This window comes from Insolitispirillum peregrinum, from assembly GCF_900156605.1.
In the GTDB taxonomy this organism is placed as follows: Bacteria; Pseudomonadota; Alphaproteobacteria; order Rhodospirillales; family Rhodospirillaceae; genus Insolitispirillum; species Insolitispirillum peregrinum.
Map to the genome: position 1 here is coordinate 44,056 of NZ_FTOA01000001.1, position 19,395 is coordinate 63,450.

At 62.0% G+C, this 19,395-nt stretch carries 16 protein-coding genes; 4 read left to right on the top strand and 12 right to left on the bottom strand.

Features of this window, described 5'->3' with window-relative positions:
• Positions 1-20: 20 nt before the first annotated feature.
• Together BW995_RS00180 and BW995_RS00185 are read right to left on the bottom strand one after the other, a co-directional pair.
• Positions 21-893 (bottom strand): TauD/TfdA dioxygenase family protein, encoded by an 873-nt coding sequence (locus BW995_RS00180; RefSeq protein ID WP_076397916.1) that lies wholly within the window; start codon positions 891-893, stop codon positions 21-23.
• A 52-nt stretch (positions 894-945) separates the two neighbouring features.
• Positions 946-1,935 carry a sulfonate ABC transporter substrate-binding protein gene (locus BW995_RS00185; RefSeq protein WP_076397917.1) on the bottom strand — a complete coding sequence of 330 codons (990 nt, stop codon included), beginning with the start codon at positions 1,933-1,935 and terminating at the stop codon, positions 946-948.
• Between the two features lie 197 nt (positions 1,936-2,132).
• Here BW995_RS00185 and BW995_RS00190 point away from each other — a divergent pair, with 197 nt between their 5' ends.
• Positions 2,133-3,050 carry a CysB family HTH-type transcriptional regulator gene (locus BW995_RS00190; protein ID WP_076397919.1) on the top strand — a complete coding sequence of 306 codons (918 nt, stop codon included), beginning with the start codon at positions 2,133-2,135 and terminating at the stop codon, positions 3,048-3,050.
• Positions 3,051-3,150: 100 nt separating this feature from the next.
• Here BW995_RS00190 and ndk read toward each other — a convergent pair whose 3' ends face one another.
• Positions 3,151-3,573 (bottom strand): nucleoside-diphosphate kinase, encoded by a 423-nt coding sequence (ndk, locus tag BW995_RS00195; RefSeq protein WP_076397920.1) that lies wholly within the window; start codon positions 3,571-3,573, stop codon positions 3,151-3,153.
• Between the two features lie 251 nt (positions 3,574-3,824).
• Between ndk and BW995_RS00200 the strand changes: the two genes are divergently transcribed.
• Entirely contained in the window at positions 3,825-5,750 is a 1,926-nt protein-coding gene (locus tag BW995_RS00200; RefSeq protein WP_076397922.1) for an ABC-F family ATP-binding cassette domain-containing protein, read from the top strand.
• A 44-nt stretch (positions 5,751-5,794) separates the two neighbouring features.
• Here the strand turns inward: BW995_RS00200 and BW995_RS00205 are convergent, their stop codons facing one another.
• The 5 genes from BW995_RS00205 to aspA all read right to left on the bottom strand — a co-directional run bounded on the left by BW995_RS00205 (position 5,795) and on the right by aspA (position 12,724).
• Positions 5,795-7,147, bottom strand: a complete 1,353-nt coding sequence (locus BW995_RS00205) for a sigma-54-dependent transcriptional regulator (protein ID WP_076397923.1) — start codon at positions 7,145-7,147, stop codon at positions 5,795-5,797.
• Positions 7,140-8,969 (bottom strand): sensor histidine kinase, encoded by a 1,830-nt coding sequence (locus tag BW995_RS00210; protein ID WP_245821180.1) that lies wholly within the window; start codon positions 8,967-8,969, stop codon positions 7,140-7,142. The genes BW995_RS00205 and BW995_RS00210 overlap by 8 nt, the downstream gene beginning before the upstream one ends.
• A gap of 28 nt (positions 8,970-8,997) precedes the next feature.
• The gene (locus tag BW995_RS00215) at positions 8,998-9,828 is read right to left on the bottom strand and encodes a sulfite exporter TauE/SafE family protein (RefSeq protein ID WP_217696029.1); all 831 of its coding nucleotides are present in this window, start codon (positions 9,826-9,828) and stop codon (positions 8,998-9,000) included.
• A gap of 58 nt (positions 9,829-9,886) precedes the next feature.
• Positions 9,887-11,209, bottom strand: coding sequence for a dicarboxylate/amino acid:cation symporter (locus BW995_RS00220; RefSeq protein WP_076397925.1), 1,323 nt, complete (start codon positions 11,207-11,209; stop codon positions 9,887-9,889).
• Positions 11,210-11,302: 93 nt separating this feature from the next.
• Positions 11,303-12,724, bottom strand: coding sequence for an aspartate ammonia-lyase (gene aspA, locus BW995_RS00225; RefSeq protein WP_076397927.1), 1,422 nt, complete (start codon positions 12,722-12,724; stop codon positions 11,303-11,305).
• 220 nt (positions 12,725-12,944) lie between these two features.
• On the opposite strand from aspA, the gene BW995_RS00230 reads away from it, so the two are divergent.
• On the top strand, positions 12,945-13,649 hold the full coding sequence (locus tag BW995_RS00230) for a hypothetical protein (protein ID WP_139332698.1): 705 nt from the start codon (positions 12,945-12,947) through the stop codon (positions 13,647-13,649).
• A gap of 127 nt (positions 13,650-13,776) precedes the next feature.
• Entirely contained in the window at positions 13,777-14,466 is a 690-nt protein-coding gene (locus BW995_RS00235; protein WP_139332699.1) for a hypothetical protein, read from the top strand.
• Positions 14,467-14,529: 63 nt separating this feature from the next.
• Here the strand turns inward: BW995_RS00235 and rimO are convergent, their stop codons facing one another.
• From rimO to BW995_RS00255, 4 genes are all read right to left on the bottom strand, one after another.
• Entirely contained in the window at positions 14,530-15,882 is a 1,353-nt protein-coding gene (gene rimO / locus BW995_RS00240) for a 30S ribosomal protein S12 methylthiotransferase RimO (RefSeq protein ID WP_076397931.1), read from the bottom strand.
• Positions 15,883-16,224: 342 nt separating this feature from the next.
• Entirely contained in the window at positions 16,225-16,947 is a 723-nt protein-coding gene (locus BW995_RS00245; protein ID WP_076397933.1) for a copper resistance protein B, read from the bottom strand.
• Positions 16,940-18,931 (bottom strand): copper resistance system multicopper oxidase, encoded by a 1,992-nt coding sequence (locus tag BW995_RS21205; protein ID WP_076397935.1) that lies wholly within the window; start codon positions 18,929-18,931, stop codon positions 16,940-16,942. The genes BW995_RS00245 and BW995_RS21205 overlap by 8 nt, the downstream gene beginning before the upstream one ends.
• A gap of 62 nt (positions 18,932-18,993) precedes the next feature.
• Positions 18,994-19,380, bottom strand: a complete 387-nt coding sequence (locus BW995_RS00255) for a hypothetical protein (RefSeq protein ID WP_076397937.1) — start codon at positions 19,378-19,380, stop codon at positions 18,994-18,996.
• Positions 19,381-19,395: the final 15 nt, after the last annotated feature.

The following is a 19,395-nucleotide window of genomic DNA, read 5'->3' on the forward strand; positions in this document are numbered from 1 at the left end:
GGCGAGAGGGGGCAGACCGATCAGAACGCCTGATCTTCGCCAAAGGTCACCCGGTGCAGCAGGCGGTATTCGCCGATGTAATCGGACACCGCATAGTGCAGGGTGGCGCGGTTGTCCCAGATGGCGACGGTGTTCGGTTGCCAGCGCAGGCGCACCTGCACGTCGGGCTTGTTGAACAGGCTGAACAGGTAGCTCAGCAGGGCGTCGCTTTGCGGGCGTTGCAGACCCTTGATGTGGCTGGTGAAGTTCGGATTGACATACAGGATCTTGCGGCCGGTGACCGGGTGGGTGCGCACCACCGGGTGGACGGTCGGCAGCCGTTCGGCGCGCGCCTGACGGTACAGCTCTTCACCGTTCGGCTTGGCGAGGAAATGGTCCGGCCAGCCGCTGTGTTCGATCGAATGCACCGCTTGCAGGGTTTCAAGATAAGCCTGCAATTCCGGCGCGATCAGGTCATAGGCGCGGGTGGCGCTGGCCCACAGGGTGTCACCGCCCAGCGGAGGCAGTTCACGGGCATAGAGGACGGTACCGGTCGGCGGGTTGTCCGAGAAAGTGATGTCGGCGTGCCACTGGTCGGTGCGGGCCGGACGGGCGCCCGGAATGGCTTCGATCAGTTCGATCACTGATTTCTGCTCGTGGCGCTTGAAATAGGCTTTGGCCTTGTCGGGGTCGCCAAACACGCGGGCCACATCAATCTGCTGGTCGGTGGTCAGCGTCTGGTCGCGGAAGAACAGCACCTGATAGTCGGCCAGCGCCGCTTTCAAGGCTTCACGCAGCAACGGATTGCTGACATCGGCCAGATCGACATCGTTCACATAGGCGCCGATGGTCGGGGTCAGCCGTTCGATGTTGAGGATCGAAGCCTTGGCAGAAACGGTAGAAATCCTGGTCATGGGGTCACCTGTCGGGAAGAGGGGATAAGGACGGGAGGAGGGAGAGAAGGATTTAGTTGGTCAGACCGGGCCGCCAGACCACCGGCGAGACCTCGACCTTTTTCGGGATCAGTTTCAGGTCGTAAAAGGCATCAGCAATTTTCTGCTGGCGCTGGGTGACATCCTCGTTGACCAGTTTGGCGCCATAGCCGTAATGGCCAAACGCGGTGCGGGTGATGTCGAAGCTCAGGCCGATCTGGGGGGCGACAATGGCCGCCGCTTCGTCCAGATGGGTGGTGATCCAGCCGCCCTCTTTGGCGATTTCATCCAGCGTCTGTTTCAGAACCACCGGATGCTGCTCGGCAAAGGGACGACGGGCGATGTAAAAGTTGTGATTGTCGGCCAGCCCGGTGGCATCGGCCAGACGAACGGCACCGCTCTGGGCTTCGGCAGCCGAGGCGAACGGGTCCCAGATTACCCACGCATCCACCGCACCCTTTTCAAAGGCGGCGCGGGCATCGGCGGGCGGCAGGTAGGACACGGTGATGTCGCTGTATTGCAACCCGGCCTTTTTCAGCGCCTGCACCAGCAGGTAATGGACGTTCGACCCCTTGTTCAGCACCACCCGCTTGCCCTTCAGGTCGGCCAGCGTTTTGATGTCGGACCCTTTCGGCACCAGAATGGCCTCGGCCTGCGGCGATGCCGGTTCGTTGGCGACATACAGCAGGTCGGCACCGGCGGCCTGGGCAAACACCGGCGGGGTCTCGCCGACCACCCCCAGGTCAATGCTGCCGACATTCAGGGCTTCGAGCATTTGCGGCCCGGCGGGGAATTCGTTCCAGGTGACGGTGATCCCCTGCGCCTTCAGGTTCTTTTCGAAATCGCCCCGACCCTTGATCACCGCCAGCGCGCCGCCTTTCTGCCAGCCAATGCGCAGGGTGGTGGCGGTCGCTGCCGGAGTTTCGGCGGCACTCAGCGGCAGGGGAGCACTGGCGACAACCAGCGGGGCGGTCAGGGTCAGGGCCAGCAGACTGCGGCGGGTCAGGCGGGATAACAGGCTCATGGACGCTCTCCGAAATCGTGGGGGTGGCCCGACATCGTGGGGTGGGCCGCCGTCGTTGAAATCAGGTTAGGCAGGAGCGCATCGGAACCAAACCAACAAAAACAGCTTTTCTTATCAGAATAAGTGTTAAATGGTTTTCTAATAACGTCTGTATGGTGTTCAATATGGAAGCGTGATGAAAATCCTCTGGAGAGAGCATGAATTTTCAGCAGTTGAGGATCATTCAGGAAACGGTCCGGCGTAATTTCAACCTGACCGAGGTCGCCGCTGCGCTGTTCACCTCGCAGTCCGGGGTGTCTAAGCATGTGCGCGATCTGGAGGAAGAGCTGGGCGTTGACCTGTTCATTCGCAAGGGGAAACGCTTTCTGGGGCTGACCGAGCCGGGAAAGGATGTTGCGATGGTGGTTGATCGTATTCTGCTGGAAGTCGGCAACCTGAAAACCGTGGCAGCGCAGTTTTCCGATACCGACAGCGGTACCCTGACGGTGGCGGCAACCCATACGCAGGCCCGCTATGCCTTGCCGCCCGCAGTGGCCGAGTTCAAGCGGCAGTTTCCGCGCGTGCATTTGACGCTGACCCAGGCCAGCCCGGCGGAAATCTCAACCATGCTGCTGGAGGGGGCGGCGGATATCGGGGTGGCAACGGAATCACTCGCTGATACCGACGACCTGATCGCCATTCCCTATTACACCTGGCACCACGCGGTGATCGTGCCGGAAGGTCATCCGCTGACCGCCCACGACAGCCTGTCGCTGACCGAACTGGCCCAGTGGCCGATCATCACCTATCACGATGGCTTCACCGGTCGCCCGCGCATTGATCAGGCCTTTGCCGAGGCGAACCTGTCGTGGGATCTGGTGATGGCGGCGATGGATGCCGACGTGATCAAGACCTATGTCCAGTTGGGGCTGGGGATCGGCATTATCGCCTCGATGGCCTTTGATGCTCAGCGGGATCAGGGGCTGGTGCTGCTGGACAGTGCGAGCCTGTTTCCGGCCAGCACCTCCTATCTGGCGGTACGCAAGGGGCGGCTGTTGCGCGGCTATGCCCGCAGTTTTTTGCAGTCCTGCGTTCCCAGCCGCAAGAGCCTGCTGGAGCGGTTGGGGCAGGGGTAAACACGGGGTACCTGACTGGGATAAAATACAAAAACGCCAGAGCCCGTTACAGGCTCTGGCGTTTTGCATATCGTCCCGAAGACCGGAACGCCGGGCCAGATTAGCCGGCGATTTCGATTTCAGAGAAGAAGAACGAGACTTCGCGGTTGGCGTTTTCCAGCGAGTCCGAACCGTGCACCGAGTTGGCTTCGATCGACTCAGCGAAATCGGCGCGGATGGTGCCGGGCTCGGCGTTGGCCGGGTTGGTGGCGCCCATGATTTCACGGTTGGCGAGGACGGCGTTTTCGCCTTCCAGAACCTGCACGACCACCGGGCCGGAGATCATGAAATCGACCAGTTCGCCAAAGAACGAACGCTCACGGTGCACGCCGTAGAACGCTTCGGCCTGGGCGCGGGTCAGCTGCAGACGCTTCTGGCCAACGATACGCAGGCCCTTTTCTTCGAAACGGGCGTTGATCTTGCCGGTCAGATTGCGGCGGGTGGCGTCGGGCTTAATGATCGAAAGAGTACGTTCCACGGCCATGATGGTTCCCTCTGGCTGTATCGCCTTCCGGCTTTGGTGAATCAAAATCGGCTGCGGTTCGGAGACCGACAGTCCGGAGTTAGGTGGGCGGTCTTATATCGCCAACGCGGGCTGATGGCAACCGGGTCCTTTGGCATACGTCCGATGAGACGTTCTTTTGCTGCACATTTCCTCGCCGTCAGAGGCAAAAGCGGGGTAAAAGGCGCTGTTGCCCCATTTTCAGGGGCGGTCGTCCGTGCTATCTCAGGGTCATGCTACACATTAACGACCTCACCTATCGGATCAGTGGCCGGCTGTTGATTGAGGCTGCCACGGTTCACATCCCGCAAGGCGCCCGCGTCGGTCTGGTTGGCCGCAACGGGGCCGGTAAATCAACGCTGCTGAAGCTGATCATGGGCGACATCGCCAGTGATGGCGGCGACATCCGCCTGCGCCCGCGCGCGTCGCTGGGCAAGCTGTCGCAGGAAGCCCCCGAAGGCCCGACGCCGCTGATTGACTGCGTGCTGGCGGCGGATACCGAGCGCTCTGCCCTGCTGGCCGAGCTGGAGGCTGACCCGCACCACCAGATGCCGCCCGAGCGGATGAGCGAAATCCACGAGCGGCTGAACGCCATCAACGCCCATTCGGCTCCGGCACGGGCGGCGGCGATCCTGTCCGGTCTGGGCTTTCCGTCCGAGCACCACATGCGGGCGGTGGGCGACTATTCCGGTGGCTGGCGGATGCGTGTGGCGCTGGCGGCGGCGCTGTTTGCCAGCCCTGACCTGTTGCTGCTGGACGAACCGACCAACCACCTTGACCTCGAAGCGGTGGTCTGGCTGGAAGGCCACCTTGCCAACTATCCGGGCACGCTGGTGATCGTCAGCCATGACCGGGGCCTGCTGAACACGGTCTGCAACCGGATCATCCATCTGGAAAACCTCAAGCTGGTGTCCTATGGCGGCAACTATGGCGCCTTTGAACGGACCCGGCGCGAGAAAATGGACCTGCAAGCCAAGTCCTACGCCAAGCAGATGGAACAGCGGCGCAAGATCGAAGGCTTCATTGAACGCTTCCGCGCCAAGGCCACCAAGGCCCGGCAGGCGCAGAGCCGCATGAAGATGCTCGAACGGATGGAGCCGGTGGTCAGCGTGATCGAGGAACGCCCGATCAGCTTTGAATTCCCCGACCCCGAGCCGCTGCCGCCGCCGTTGATGGTGGCGGAAAACGTCACCATCGGCTACGGCGAGACGCCGATCCTGAAAAAGGTGTCGTTCCGTCTGGACATGGACGATCGCATCGCCCTGCTGGGGGCCAACGGCAACGGCAAATCGACGCTGGCCAAGCTGTTGACCGGACGGCTTGAGGCGATGAGCGGCACCCTGCGCAAGTCGGCCAAACTGCGGGTGGGCTATTTCGCCCAGCACCAGAGCGACGAGCTGAATCCGGCGGATACCCCGCTGGGGCACATGACCCGCGCCCTGACCGTCAACGGCATCGTGCCGCCGGAAAGCAAGGTGCGCGCTCATCTGGGCCGGTTCGGCTTTGGGGTCGAGCATGCGACGACCAGGGTGGCCCAGTTGTCCGGCGGCGAAAAGGCCCGACTGCTGATCGCGCTGATGTGCAAGGAACAGCCGCACCTGATGGTGCTGGACGAACCGACCAACCACCTCGACATCGACACCCGCGAAGCTCTGGTGGCGGCGCTGAACGTCTTTGAAGGGGCGGTGGTGCTGATTTCGCATGATCCGCATCTGGTGGAAATGGTCGCCGACCGCCTGTGGCTGGTCAATGGCGGCGGCGTGGCCCCCTTTGATGGCGACATGGAGGAATACCGCAAGCTGCTGCTGAAGGAAGCCCGCGAGGCCCGCCGCGAGCAGAAAGCCGACAGCACCAACGGCGCGGTGGCGGCAGGCTCGGCGGCGGCGCGCAAGGAAGACCGCCGTAGCGCCGCCGAAAACCGCCAACGGTTGGCCCCACTGAAAAAAGCCGCCGAAAAGGCCGAAAAAGAGGTCGAACGCCTGACCGCCGCCAAGGCAGTGCTGGAAAAGAAAATGGCCGATCCCAAGCTGTACGACGGCCCCAGCACCAAGGTCGCCGCCCTGCAAAAGGAACTCGGCGATGCCTCGCGGGCGCTGGAAGAGGCCGAACTGCAGTGGATGGAGGCGCTGGAAGCCTACGAAGAGGCTGCGGCGGAGTAAGGGGAAGGGGAAGGGGGCTTGAGGGAGACTTCCCCCGCCCCCCGTCAGTCGTTCAGCCCGTACTTGCGGATTTTGTCGTGCAGGGTGGTCTTGGCCACCTGCAAATCTTCGCTGGTGCGGGCCAGACTGTTGTCGTTGCGGCGCAGGGCCTCGGTGATCAGGGCGCGCTCAAAGGCTTCGACGGTTTCGGCCAGCGGGCGCGAGGCGTTGGCCTGCTGTGATGGCGCAAAGGGCGGGAACCCGCTGTCGATGCCCAGCACGCAGCGGTCGGCGACGTTGCGCAGTTCGCGGACGTTGCCCGGCCAGTGATAGGCCATCATCTGGCGGTTACGCTCGCGGCTGGCTGGCGGTACCGGGCGGCCATGGCGGGCGGCGGCCTGTACGGCGAAATGTTCAAACAGCAGGGCAATGTCTTCCCGCCGTTCGCGCAGTGGCGGCAGCGGCAGGGTGACCACGTTCAGGCGGTAATACAGGTCGGCGCGGAATTGCCCCTGATCGGACAGCTCGCGCAGGTCGGCCTTGGTGGCGGCGATCACCCGGCAATTGACCGGGATGGCGGTGTTGGACCCCAGCCGCTCGACCACCCGTTCCTGCAATACCCGCAACAGCTTGATCTGCATCGGGATCGGCATGGATTCGATTTCGTCGAGGAACAGGGTGCCACCATTGGCGTGTTCGATCTTGCCGATGCGCTTTTTGGCCGCGCCGGTGAAGGCTCCGGCTTCGTGGCCGAAGATCTCGCTCTCGAACAGGCTTTCCGGCAGGCCGCCGCAGTTGATGGCGACGAAGTTGCCCTTGCGGTTGGGGCTGACATCATGCAGGCAGCGGGCGACCAGTTCCTTGCCGGTGCCGGTTTCGCCGTGGATCAGCACGTCCGCCGAGGTATCGCCCAGCTCGCTGATCAGCGAGCGGACTGCTTCGATGCTGGCCGAGGTGCCGATCAGGCGGGCTTCGAGGTTGTCGCGGGTGTTGAGGCGGGCGCGCAGGGATTGCACTTCCAGCACCAGATGGCGGCGTTCCAGCGCCCGCCGCACCACTCCGACCAGATAATCGGGCGAGAACGGCTTTTCGATGAAATCATGCGCCCCCAGCTTCATCGCCTGCACCGCCATCGCCACGTCACCGTGGCCGGTCATCAGCACCACCGGCAGGTCACTGTCCAGATCATGCAGGTGGCGCAGCAGCTCCATGCCATCCATCCCCGGCAGGCGGATGTCGGTGACGACGATGCCGGGAAAGCCGGGGCCAATCATCTTGCGCGCCAGATCGGCCGATCCGACCGCTTCGGTCAGGATGCCTTCCAGTTGCAGGGCCTGCTGGCAGCCGATACGGACGTTTTCATCGTCTTCGACAATCAGGACCTTCAGGCTTTCGAGGGCGGGCAGCAGGTCAGACATGGGGCATGGTCTCCGCTGGGGCTGCAGGCAGATGAAGAAGGAAGACGGCACCGCCGTCGGGGTGGTTTTCGCCCAGCAGGCTACCGCCGAAGTCGCGGACAATTCCGGCTGAAATGGCAAGCCCCAACCCCAGACCACCGCCGCCTTCCTTGCCTGCGGGCAGGTCTTTGGTGGTGAAGAACGGCTCGAACAGGTGCTTTTGGGCTTCGTCGGACAGGCCGGGGCCGTTGTCGTGAACGGTCAGCAGAATCTGCTCTCCCTGATGGCTGGCGCTGATGGTCAGGCGGGGAGACGGATGGTTCTGCAGGGCATCAAGGGCATTGCCAACCAGATTGACCAGCACCTGTTCCAGCCGGATCGGATCGCACAGGGCCAGCAACTGCGGCGAGGCAAAATGCACGCTGGGGGTAACAGCGGTGTGGCGCAGGCGCTGTTCCAGCAGGAACAGGGCGTTGTCCAGCGCCCGCCGGATATCGACCGGCTGTGGTGCGCCAGAGGATTTGCGGGCAAAGGATTTCAACTGGCTGGTCAGCGCCCCCATGGTATCCACCAGTTGGGCGATGCGGTCGAGATTGCCCTGTGCCGAAGCGAGGTCGCCCCGTTCCATGAACTTGATGGTGTTGCCGGACAGGGTGCGCAGGGCGGCTAGCGGCTGGTTCAGTTCGTGTGCCAGACCGGCGGACAGTTGCCCGACCACCGCCATCTTGCCTGCATGGACCAGCTCGTCCTGGGCCGCCTGCAGGGTGCGGGTGCGCTCCTCGACCTTGCGTTCCAGTTCATCGTGGGCCTGTTGCAGGGCTTGCTGGGCCTTGATCTGGGCGTGCAGGTGCTGGCGGCGCTGGTACCACAGCAACAGCAGGCTGTAAAGCAGCGCCATGCCACTGGCCGCCACCAGCGCGCGGGTCAGTGCCATGCTGTCGATATGCTTGATCGGTGACAGGACGGTCATCGTCCAGTGATTGCTGCGCAACGGTGTTGACTGGGCGATAAAGGCCCCGGACACCGGAAAGACGCTGGTCATGCTGTGCGCTGCCTGATGGTGCAGGCGGACGATACGGGCAGTGTCGTTCAGCTTGCGGCCTTCGATCAGGCCCAGCGGTGACAGCAGGCGGGCATTGTATTGCAGGGTCTGTTCAAAGTACTGGCGTTGCTGGTTGTCCATCGGGCGGACGGTGGTGAATTTCCACGATGGCACCGAGGCCAGAATCACCACGCCGTTTTCATCGGAAACCAGCACTGGCGCTTCGACAGTGGCCCATGACTGTTCCAGTTGCTCAAGGCTGACCTTCACCACCGCCACCCCGACGATTTCGTTGTTTTTGAGCAAGGGCGAGGACAGGTAATAGCCCGGCTCGTTGCGGGTGGTGCCAATGCCGAAAAAGCGGCCGTTTTCCCCCTGCGAGGCCGCAACGAAATAGGGGCGATAGGACAGGTCTTCGCCAATGAAGCTGTCGGGGCGGCGCCAGTTGCTGCTGGCCACCACATGGCCCGCCCGGTTCAGCACATAGATCACCAGCGTTCCGGCGCTGTTGTTCAACTGTTCCAGATACTCGTTGACGTCTTCGCTGGGGACATCCCCGGCACTCAGCAGGCTGATGACATCGCGTTCCAGTCCCAGCGTGGCGGGGAAATAGGCGTATTTGTCAATTTCGCGGTCAAGGCTGGCGGAATACAGGTCCAGACGGTGGGTGCCGGTGGCTTCGACTTCCGCGAGGCCCATTTCTTCGCTGATGGCATAGGCGATGCTGCCGCCCAGCAGGGCGAGCAGGATCAGGCCCAGAAGCCGCAAGGTGTATCGCTGGAAGAATGTGCGCAGTCCCACCGTCTTTCCTTGTTGTTGTCATCCCCCCTTACAGCAGGGAGGGTATCCACGGGCGTATCACGTCCAGCGCCATCTTGCCAATCAGGATCACCACCACCAGCAGGAACGCCTTGCGGATGAAGCCCGAGCCGTGGCGCAGGGCCATCATGGTGCCGATCTGCGAGCCGATCAGATTGCAGATTGCCATGCCGATACCGATTTCCCACAGCAGCGGTCCGGTGTTGGCAAAAAAGGCAATCGCCGAGATGTTGGTGGCGACGTTGAGCACCTTGGCGCTGGCCGTGGCGCGCAAAAAGTCCATCCCGAACAGACGGACATAGGCAAACAGCAGGAAGCTGCCGGTGCCGGGACCGAAAAAGCCGTCATACAGGCCGATGGTCAGCCCCAGCAGCAACCCCCACCAGCGGTCGGCCGGGCGCAGATCACGGGTCGAGGTATGACCGAATTTCTTGTTCTTGAAGGTATAGAGGGCCGCACCGATCATCAGGATCAGCACCAGCGGGCGCATCGCATCACGTGGCAGCCACGCCACCAGCGCCGCCCCCATCGCCGAGCCGATCAGGGCCGCGACAGTTCCGGGCAACACCACCGCCCACGGAATTTGCACCTTGCGGCCATATTTCCACATCGCCATGGCGGTCCCGGCGATGCTGGAAACCTTGTTGGTGCCGAACAGGGTCGGGATGGCGGTATGAGGGAACTGGCTGAGCAGAACGGGGATCTGGATCAGGCCACCGCCACCGACCACGGCATCAACCATACCGGCAAAGAACGCCGCTGCCGCCAGCACAACCAGCGTGGTTGCGAGGGAAAAGCCGTCCAGGGCCATGCCTTCCAGACCGGGAATTTCGAAACCCATCATACCTCCAGAAACGCAACCCCGCCCGGCAAGGCGGGCGGGGTGTCGGGGTCAGTCGTTATTCGGCAGCGGTAATGACCGTCTTGCCCTTTTGGTCGTCGGCGGGCAGGTCGGTGGCAAGGCCTGCTTCCAGATCATCGTCGCTCTGGGCTGGCCCGATGGCATTTTCCCATTTGGCCACCACCGCAGTGGCAATCGAGTTCCCCAGAACGTTGGTGGCAGTGCGCCCCATATCGAGGAAATGGTCAATCCCCATAATCAGGAGCAAACCGGCCTCGGGCAGGTTGAACATCGGCAGCACGGCGGCAATCACCACCAGCGAGGCCCGCGGCACGCCAGCAATGCCCTTGCTGGACACCATCAGCACCAGCAACATGGTGATCTGCTGGTCAAGGGTCATCGGCAGGTTGAACGCCTGCGAAATGAACAGCGCCGCAAAGGTGGTGTAGATCATCGAGCCGTCGAGGTTGAACGAATACCCCAGCGGCAGCACAAAGCCGGTCACCCGGTCCTTGACGCCAAAGCGTTCGAGGGCTTCCATCACCCGCGGATAGGCGGACTCGCTGGAGGCGGTGGAGAAGCCCAGCAGCATCGGCTGGCGGACGGCACGCAGCAGGCGGAACACGTCGCCGCGCAGCACCACGTACCCGGCACCAATCAGCACCACCCACAGCACGAACAGGGTGACATAGAACCCGCCCATGAACTTGCCATAGACCATCAGCACGTTCAGGCCCTGGGTGGTGATGGCGTTGGCGACGGCGGCAAACACCCCGATCGGGGCAAAGCGCATCACATAGTCGGTGACTTTCAGCATCACCGGCACGATGGCATCAACGGCTTCGACCAGCGGACGGGCCTTGGTGTCGCGCAACTGGCCCATGGCGATGCCGATGAACACCGAGAACACCAGAATTTGCAGGATTTCGTTGTTCGCCATCGCTTCAAAGAAGTTGCGCGGGAACACGTGAGTGAGGAAATCCTTCAGGTTCAGCGAAGCGGTCTTCAGCCCGGTGGTGGCCGAGGCATCCGGCAGGGCGGCGTTCATGCCGGCGCCGGGTTGCAGCAGGTTGGCAAACAGCAGGCCGATCAGCAGCGAGGAAACCGACGCCATCAGGAACCAGCCGATGGCCTTGCCACCGATGCGACCCACCGCACGGGCATCCCCCATGCCGGCCATGCCCGAGACGAGAGTGGCGAAAATCAGCGGGGCGATGATCATCTTGATCAGGCGCAGGAAGATGTCGGTGATCATCGAGAAGTACCCGGCGATCTCTTTGGCAGCTTCGGGCGAGCCAGCCAGCGTGTTGCAGGCATAGCCGACGACAACGCCAAGAACCATCCCGCTGATGATCAGCCCGGTTTGCGTGTTGAGTTTCATTCCATCCTCTCCTCCCGACCCACCGCACGGGGCGGGTCGGGGTATCTCTCTCAAGGGGTGGGGAACCTGTTCGGTGCAGGTTTTGGTGTTTGGTCAGGAGGCCAGGGTGCTGAGGGTCGGTTGGGTCAGGGTTTCCGGCCGCAGGGCTTCGGTCAGGGCCTCGGCGGTCATCAGACCGCGCGCCAGCACCACTTCGGCCACACCCTTGCCGCTGCGATGCGCTTCGGCGGCGACTTCGGTGGCATTGGCATAGCCAATGATCGGGTTCAGGGCGGTGACAATGCCGATGGAATCCCGCACGCTGGCCGCCAGATGCTCGTGGTTGGCGGTGATGCCGTCAACGCAGCGGTCGGCCAGCACCAGACAGCCCTGGCGCAGGTGGGTGATGCTCTTGAACAGGCTGTGGGCAATGATCGGCTCAAAGGCGTTGAGCTGAAGCTGCCCGGCTTCGGCGGCAAAGGTCACCGTCATGTCGTTGCCGATCACTTCAAAAGCAATCTGGTTGACCACTTCGGGGATCACCGGGTTGACCTTGCCCGGCATGATCGACGAGCCAGCCTGACGCGGCGGCAGGTTGATTTCGCCCAGACCGGCGCGCGGGCCGCTGGACAGCAGGCGCAGGTCGTTGCAGACCTTCGACAGCTTGACCGCCACCCGCTTCAGCACGCCGGACAACTGCACAAAGCTGCCGCAGTCTTGCGTGGCTTCGATCAGGTTGGGGGCGGTCACCACCGGCACGCCGCTGATTTCGGCCAGATGGCGGCAGACCAGTGGAGCATAATCCGGGTGAGCGGTAATGCCGGTGCCGATGGCGGTGGCGCCCAGATTGATTTCACGGATCAACAGGGCGGCTTCCTTCAGCCGCTCTTCGTCTTCGGCCAGCATCACCGCATAGGTGGAAAATTCCTGCCCCAGCGTCATCGGCACCGCATCCTGCAACTGGGTGCGGCCCATCTTCAGCACATCGCGGAATTCAACCGCCTTGCGCTGGAACGCCGCCCGCAGGTAGGCCATCGCCTCGACCAGCCGGAAGATGCTGTGGTAGGTGGCCAGCTTCAGCGCCGACGGATAGACGTCGTTGGTTGACTGGCTCATGTTGACGTGTTCGTTCGGGTGCAGATAGCGATACTCGCCGCGCTGATGGCCGAGGATTTCCAGCGCCCGGTTGGCAATCACTTCGTTGGCGTTCATGTTGGTCGAGGTCCCAGCCCCGCCCTGAATCACGTCAACCACAAAGTGGTCGTGCAGCTTGCCGCCCTGCACGTCGCGGCAGGCGGCAACAATCGCCTCCATCCGCTCGGACGACAGCAGGCCAAGCTCGGCGTTGGTGCGGGCGGCGGCCATCTTGATTTCGGCCAGAGCGCGGATCAGGTCGGGATAATGCGCAATCGGCGTGCCGGTGATCGGGAAATTTTCGACCGCGCGCAGGGTGTGCACCCCGTAATAGGCCGACTGCGGGACATCGCGGTCGCCCAACAGGTCGTGCTCGCTGCGGGTCGCGGGGGTGGTGGTCATTGGTGTTTGCTCCCTGGTGTCGCCTTGATGGGCGTGTTGGGGGAGCTAAGAGCAACAGGCATGCCAGCTATCTGCGTGGCGCAATGTTTGTTAGTGATTTGATATGATGGTGGTTTTTGAAACTGTTTCGGGGGAGCGTTCGGAAAGCCGGATGGTCCCTTTTGGCGCGTGTTCGGAAAACCGACGGATTGCGGCGCGGTCCCTTGCCGGGTAACGGTGAGTGAAGCACCATGATCGGTGGATGGCGATGGATGGGATTGATCGAACCATGAAATGGATAACGCTGAAAACGGTCAGTCTTGCCGTTGTCGTGTGCTGCCTGACGTTTCTGGGATGGTACAACTGGTACATCCGCCACACCTTTTCCGAGATTCTGCCGACGGGATGGTATGGGGGAGATTATCTGCCTCCGCCATGGAGGGCGGATTTTGAGCAGGCTTTCCAGAGTGAAGTGAGCAGATTCTATGATGTGATGCAGAGAAGTGGGCCCGATCCTACCTTCGTGAAGATCAATGGGAAAATTTACGCAAGGAATTACTATCACTTCTTCGGCAATAATCAGCAGTACCAAATCTATCAGGCTGCCGCAGCGTGTGTCGTTGCTGCCGAAGTGAATCGTTCGGTCGGTTTGCCTGCGCCCCCGGTGGATGTCTGTATACAGTATGATTATGGCGATCTTCTGGATGAACTGGTTACAAAATATTGTCCTGCGGATAGGCTATGTGTATACAAGACGAATGATGATTTTTGGATGTATAGAAGAAGTATAAAATTTTACGATAATGAAGACTATGTAAGGTGGTTTTGGTTTGGTGTTGAGGATGAATATAGTGGAAAATACACATGGGTTGGCAGACTGTTTTCACTCTTCCCTGATGTGGACCCGGAAAGCCCGTTTGGAGACTTCATCCGGTCGATGGAGTAGGGCACTGTTGCACTCACTGCTATAAAGGCCCCAGCGAGGTGTGGAGCAGCGCCCCACATCCTTGTTTCCTTTGTGTCGCGTGATTTGACGCAGGCCCGCTGGTCTCATCCTTGGGTGTGTCGCAGCGATGGATGGGATTGATCGAACCATGAAATGGATAACGCTGAAAACGACCAGCCTTGCCGTTGCCGTGTGCTGCCTGACGTTTCTGGGATGGTACAACTGGTACATTCGCCACACCTTTTCCGAGCTTTTACCAACCGTGTGGTATGGAGGGGACTGGGTGATTTTGTACCTGCCTCCGCCATGGCGAACGGATTTTGAGCAGGCTTACCAGAGCGAAATGAACAGATTCTATGACTTTCCGCAGGGAAGCTGGAGCAATTCTGTTTTCAGGAAAATCAATGGGAGGTTTTACGTAAAGAATTACTATCGCTTCTTTGATGATAATCTGCCGTACCATATGTATCAGGCTGTGGCCGCCTGTGTTGTTACCGCCGAGATGAAGCGCTCGGTCGGCTTGCCTGCACCCCCGATGACGGACTGTACAACGTATGAGTATGGGAACCGACTGGATGAACTTATTTGGAAGTACTGCCCTGCCGATAAGGTGTGTGCTTACAAAAGTAGTGATGACTTTATGAAGTATAGCAAAAAAAGGAGGTTCTACGATAATGAGGACTACATAGAGTGGTTCGGATTTGGTGTTGAGGGTGAGGCACGGGGAGAATACACATGGATTGGCAGATTGTTTTCACTCTTCCCTGATGTTGACCCGGAAAGTCAGTTCGGAGATTTCATCCGGTCGATGGAGTAGAGTTCCACGGCCCCTGAAGGCAACGGGGCGTGCGGAGCAGTGCTCCACACGCCCTTTCTCGCCTTATTCCGTGACCTTGCTGGCCCACAGGTCGTATTCGTCGGCATGGTCGATTTCGACCCGCACGATATCACCGACCTTCAGTTCGGTTTCGCCGTTCAGGTAAACGTTGCCGTCGATTTCCGGCGCATCGGCGGGCGAGCGGCCAACGGCGCCTTCGTCGTCCACGTCGTCGATCAGCACATCCATCACCTTGCCGACCTTGGCCGCCATCCGCTCTTCGCTGATCTGGCGTTGAAGCTCCATCAGGCGGTGATAGCGCTCTTCCTTGTCGTCTTCATCGACCGGGTTGGCCAGCGCGTTGGCCGGGGCACCGTCAACGGCTTCGTACTTGAAGCAGCCGACGCGGTCGAGCTGGGCTTCGTCGAGGAAGTCGAGCAGGGTCTCAAAGTCTTCTTCGGTTTCGCCGGGGAAGCCGACGATGAAGGTCGAGCGAATGGTCAGGTCGGGGCAGATGTCGCGCCAGCGCTTGATGCGCTCCAGCACCTTGTCCTGGCTGGCCGGGCGTTTCATGGCGCGCAGCACCGGCGTGCTGGCGTGCTGGAACGGAATGTCGAGGTACGGCAGGATTTTGCCCTGTGCCATCAACGGGATCAGCTCGTCAACGTGCGGATAGGGGTAGACGTAGTGCATGCGCACCCACACCCCCAGATCGCCCAGTGCCTCGGCCATTTCGGTCATGCGGGTTTTCACCGGACGGCCGCGCCAGTCGTAGGATTCATAGCCCAGATCGACGCCATAGGCCCCGGTGTCCTGCGACACCACCAGCAATTCCTTCACACCGGCGTTGACCAGCCGTTCGGCTTCGGCCAGCACCTTGTTTACCGGACGGCTGACCAGACGGCCCCGCAGCGACGGGATGATGCAGAACGAGCACGAGTGGTTGCAGCCCTCGGAAATCTTGAGGTACGAGTAATGGCGCGGGGTCAGCTTGATGCCTTCGGGCGGCACCAGATCGACGAACGGGTTGGCCTGCGGCGGCACCACCGCGTGGACCGCTTCGACCACCGCTTCGTACTGGTGCGGGCCAGTGACCGACAGCACGCCGGGATGGACTTCGCGGATCGACTTTTCGTCGGCCCCCATGCAGCCGGTGACGATCACCTTGCCGTTTTCGGCCAGCGCCTCGCCGATCGCTTCCAGGCTTTCGGCCTTGGCGGAATCAAGAAAGCCGCAGGTGTTGACGATCACCGCATCGGCACCGTCATAGGTCGCCGAAATCTCGTATCCTTCGGCCCGCAGGCGGGTGAGGATGCGCTCGGAATCCACCAGCGCCTTGGGGCAGCCGAGGCTGACGATACCGACACGCGGCGAACCGGCGCGCGAGGAAGAGGAAGTCAAAGTGCTGTTGCTCATGGGGACAGGGGCTTGATCTCGTGGATACTGACCGCTCGCCCTGTCGGGACTGTTGCCGATCCTGACCGGGACCGCAGGGCGAGAATGGAAATGCGGAGCCGCACACCGGTCAGGGTGGGACTCCGCAATGGCACACTAGCATGGTCTGATGAAAAACAGCAGCCTTAATCTAGCGGGCTGTGCAGTACATGACAGTAAGGGAAGCAGAGTGGGCTACCGCCCAGACCCGTTCGGGAGCGATGCCCCCGAACCCCCCTTGAGTATCAAATCAATGGGGTCCGGGGCCTCAAGGCCCCGGCGAGGTGTGGAGCAGCGCTCCACGATCCTGCTTCATACTGACGTTTAAAACATCAGCTTCAGTCCGACCAGCAGGCTGGTGGTTTCGTCGTCATGGCGATGGCTGTCGCCCCGGCCATTGGTTTCCCCCAGCGCCCGTTCCCAACTGACCCCGACATAGGGGGCAACGGTGGGCGTGACCTCATAGCGCAGCCGCAGGCCACCTTCGAGGCTGGTCAGGCCGCCATAGCTTTCGCGCTGGCGGTCGTCCTTGCTGGTGGCGTTCAGCTCCAGCGATGGCTGTAAAATCAGCCGGGTGGTCAGGGCAAGGTCGGTATCGGCCTCCAGCCGCACACCAACATCGCCACGGGTACCGACGAACAGCGAGGCGCTGGTTTCGATCCAGTACGGCGCCAGCCCACTGATTCCGAACACCCACGCGGTGCGTTCCGGGTCGGGGGCCAGATCGCCGCGCACGCCGGTGCGAACATCAAAGAAGTCGCTGATGGCGTGGCTCCACAGAACTTGTACCTCGGCGCTGTCAAAGTCACCGTCTTCGGCCATCGTGCCCCGGCTGAGCAGCACCGCCTTGTCCTCGTCGCCGCCCAGCGAGGCCTTGCCTTCCCAGTGCAGGGCGGCAACACCCTTGCTGCTGGTCCATTCCAGCCGGTCGAGCGCGGCTTTGGCGAACAGGCCGTCGTGGTCGTGGCCGTCGCCTGCCTGTGCCGTCAGCGGGGCGGCACTCAGTAAGGCTGCCACAGCAAGGCTGCGGGGGAAAAGGTTAACCATGGGAGCCTCCGCTGTGCTGGCTGTGGCTGTTGTGGTCGCCGGGGAAGGCCACCGGATCGGGGGTAGCGGGCTGGCCACTGCTGGCGGGGGGATCGACAATCACCCGGCGCATCATGCCGGTGGCCATGTGATACATGAAATGGCAGTGGAACGGCCATTGCCCGAGGGCGTCGGCCAGAATGTCCAGCGTCACCGACTGGCCGGGCGGGACGTTCAGCACATGCTTCAGCGGGCCATCCTGTCCGTCGCTGCGTACCACCTGAAACCACATGCCGTGCAGGTGGATCGGGTGGTTCATCATCGTTTCGTTGACCAGCGTGACCCTGATGCGTTCGCCCTGGGTCATGCGGATGGGGGCGGCGGTGGAGAACTTTTCTCCGTCGATGGTCCAGAAGTAACGCTCCATGTTGCCGCCCAGCCGGAAGGTCATCGCCCGGTCGGGGGCGGTCTGCGGGCGGGGGGTGAGGGGCAACAGGTCGGCGTACTGCAACATGCGGCCCCCATTGGCGGCGCTGGGGACCAGCCCGCTGGAGGCTTTGAAATCGGCGCTGACGGTGCCGGGGGCGGCAGGCGGTGGCGAGGATGGCTGTTGCATGGCGCTGTGGTCCATGCCCGCCATGTCTTTCATGTCGTGACCCATGGCGCTGTGGTCCATGCCCGCCATGTCTTTCATGTCGTGACCCATGGCGCTGTGGTCCATGCCCGCCATGCCCTTCATGTCGTGGCCCATGGCGCTGTGGTCCATGCCCGCCATGCCCTTCATGTCGTGGCCCATGGCGCTGTGGTCCATCCCGGCCATGTCCTTCATGTCGTGGCCCATGGCGCTGTGATCCATGCCCGCCATGTCTTTCATGTCGTGACCCATGGCGCTATGGTCCATGCCCGGCATCTCGCCCGAGCCATGATCCATGCTGCCATGGTCCATCCCCATGTCGGTCATGGTCAGCAGGGGACGCGGACGCACGGGCGGCACCGGGCCGTCTTCGCCGTCGCGCGGGGTCAGGGTGCCACGGGCATAGCCGCTGCGGTCCAGCGGCTCGGCAAAGATGGTATAGGGCTGGTCTTCGGTTGGCGTCACCAGCACGTCATAGGTTTCACCAACGGCCATGCGGAATTCATCGACCGCCACCGGCTTGACCGGGTTGCCGTCGGCGGCGACCACCGTCAGTTTCAGGCCGGGAATGCGAACATCGAAATAGGTCATTGCCGCGCCGTTGATAAAGCGCAGCCGCACCGTTTCACCCGGCTTGAACAGCGACCGCCACGGTTGCCCCGGAGGCTGGCCGTTGATCAGGAAGGTATAGCCGCTGATGTCTGAAATATCGCTCGGAGCCATCCGCATGGCGCCCCACTCCAGCCGGTCCTGCACCGTGGCGGCCAGCCCGTTTTTCCCGGCATCGTCGATCAGCGTGCCAGCCGTCCGGCGGGCGGCAGTGTTGTAATAGCCGCTGTCTTTTTTCAGGTTGGCGAGGATGTCGTTCGGGGCGTCGGGGTGGAAGTCCGACAGCATCACCACCGCTTCACGGTCGGCCTTGATCGGGTCGGGGTCTTTCGGCTCGATGACGATCGGGGCCAGCATCCCGGCCTGTTCCTGCAAGCCGGAATGGCTGTGGTACCAATAGGTGCCGCTTTGCACCACCGGGAAGCGGTAAGTCACCGTCTCGCCCGGCTTGATGCCCTGGAACGAAAAGCCCGGAACGCCGTCTTGCTGATAGGGCAGGATCAGGCCGTGCCAGTGGATGGAGCTGTCTTCTTTCAGGGTGTTGGTGACGGCGATTTCCGCCATCTCGCCTTCTTTCAGGCGCAGGGTCGGGCCGGGGCTTTGGCCGTTGAGGGTCATGGTCTTTTGCGGCGCGCCGGTCACCGAGGTTTCGGTTTCACCGATCACGATCGAATATTGCCCGGCGCTGGCGATGGTGGGCAGTGCCCAGCCGACGCAGCTTAGGGCCAGCACCGCAGCGGTGCCGGAAAAAGAAAAGCGCATGATGAATGCCTGATCTCAGGGGACTCCGAAGGGAGCCCGGTTGCTGATGAGTCCGGAAGGAATCACAGCAGCAGGCGGGGAGGGCGTTCCTGCGGGGTGATGGTCTGGCCCTGCAACCGCTCTTGCGCCTGAGGCAGCAAGGGGGTGGTGGCAACCGTGTGCTGCGGTGGCCCGCCGAGGGTGTGGGGCAGAGGCGAGGCAACGCTACAGCAGGGGGCGGCAGCGGTCATGCCGACCGGAGGATGGGGTTTGTCCGACCGGGCCGGGTCTGCTGGCCAGTCGTGGCAGGGCGGCAGGGCCGAGGCCGACAGGTCTTCACCCTCCATTGCCATCGCGGCGGCAGCCTGAGCCAGAGCCTGAGCAGGGGCGGGCAGGACATGGGTCAGGGTGGTGGCCAGCAGGGCCACCATTACCATCACCGTTATCAGTCCTGTCTTCAGTGCCCCCATCGGGGAAAAATCCTT

Excerpts from the sequence above, each read along its gene's own strand:
- BW995_RS21205 (WP_076397935.1), bottom strand. The coding sequence starts at position 18,931 with ATGCGCTTTTCTTTTTCCGGCACCGCTGCGGTGCTGGCCCTAAGCTGC.
- BW995_RS00215 (WP_217696029.1), bottom strand. The coding sequence starts at position 9,828 with ATGGGTTTCGAAATTCCCGGTCTGGAAGGCATGGCCCTGGACGGCTTT.
- aspA (WP_076397927.1), bottom strand. The coding sequence starts at position 12,724 with ATGACCACCACCCCCGCGACCCGCAGCGAGCACGACCTGTTGGGCGAC.
- BW995_RS00180 (WP_076397916.1), bottom strand. The coding sequence starts at position 893 with ATGACCAGGATTTCTACCGTTTCTGCCAAGGCTTCGATCCTCAACATC.
- BW995_RS00220 (WP_076397925.1), bottom strand. The coding sequence starts at position 11,209 with ATGAAACTCAACACGCAAACCGGGCTGATCATCAGCGGGATGGTTCTT.
- BW995_RS00235 (WP_139332699.1), top strand. The coding sequence starts at position 13,777 with ATGGATGGGATTGATCGAACCATGAAATGGATAACGCTGAAAACGACC.
- BW995_RS00185 (WP_076397917.1), bottom strand. The coding sequence starts at position 1,935 with ATGAGCCTGTTATCCCGCCTGACCCGCCGCAGTCTGCTGGCCCTGACC.
- rimO (WP_076397931.1), bottom strand. The coding sequence starts at position 15,882 with ATGAGCAACAGCACTTTGACTTCCTCTTCCTCGCGCGCCGGTTCGCCG.
- BW995_RS00190 (WP_076397919.1), top strand. The coding sequence starts at position 2,133 with ATGAATTTTCAGCAGTTGAGGATCATTCAGGAAACGGTCCGGCGTAAT.
- BW995_RS00255 (WP_076397937.1), bottom strand. The coding sequence starts at position 19,380 with ATGGGGGCACTGAAGACAGGACTGATAACGGTGATGGTAATGGTGGCC.
- BW995_RS00205 (WP_076397923.1), bottom strand. The coding sequence starts at position 7,147 with ATGTCTGACCTGCTGCCCGCCCTCGAAAGCCTGAAGGTCCTGATTGTC.
- ndk (WP_076397920.1), bottom strand. The coding sequence starts at position 3,573 with ATGGCCGTGGAACGTACTCTTTCGATCATTAAGCCCGACGCCACCCGC.
- BW995_RS00200 (WP_076397922.1), top strand. The coding sequence starts at position 3,825 with ATGCTACACATTAACGACCTCACCTATCGGATCAGTGGCCGGCTGTTG.
- BW995_RS00245 (WP_076397933.1), bottom strand. The coding sequence starts at position 16,947 with ATGGTTAACCTTTTCCCCCGCAGCCTTGCTGTGGCAGCCTTACTGAGT.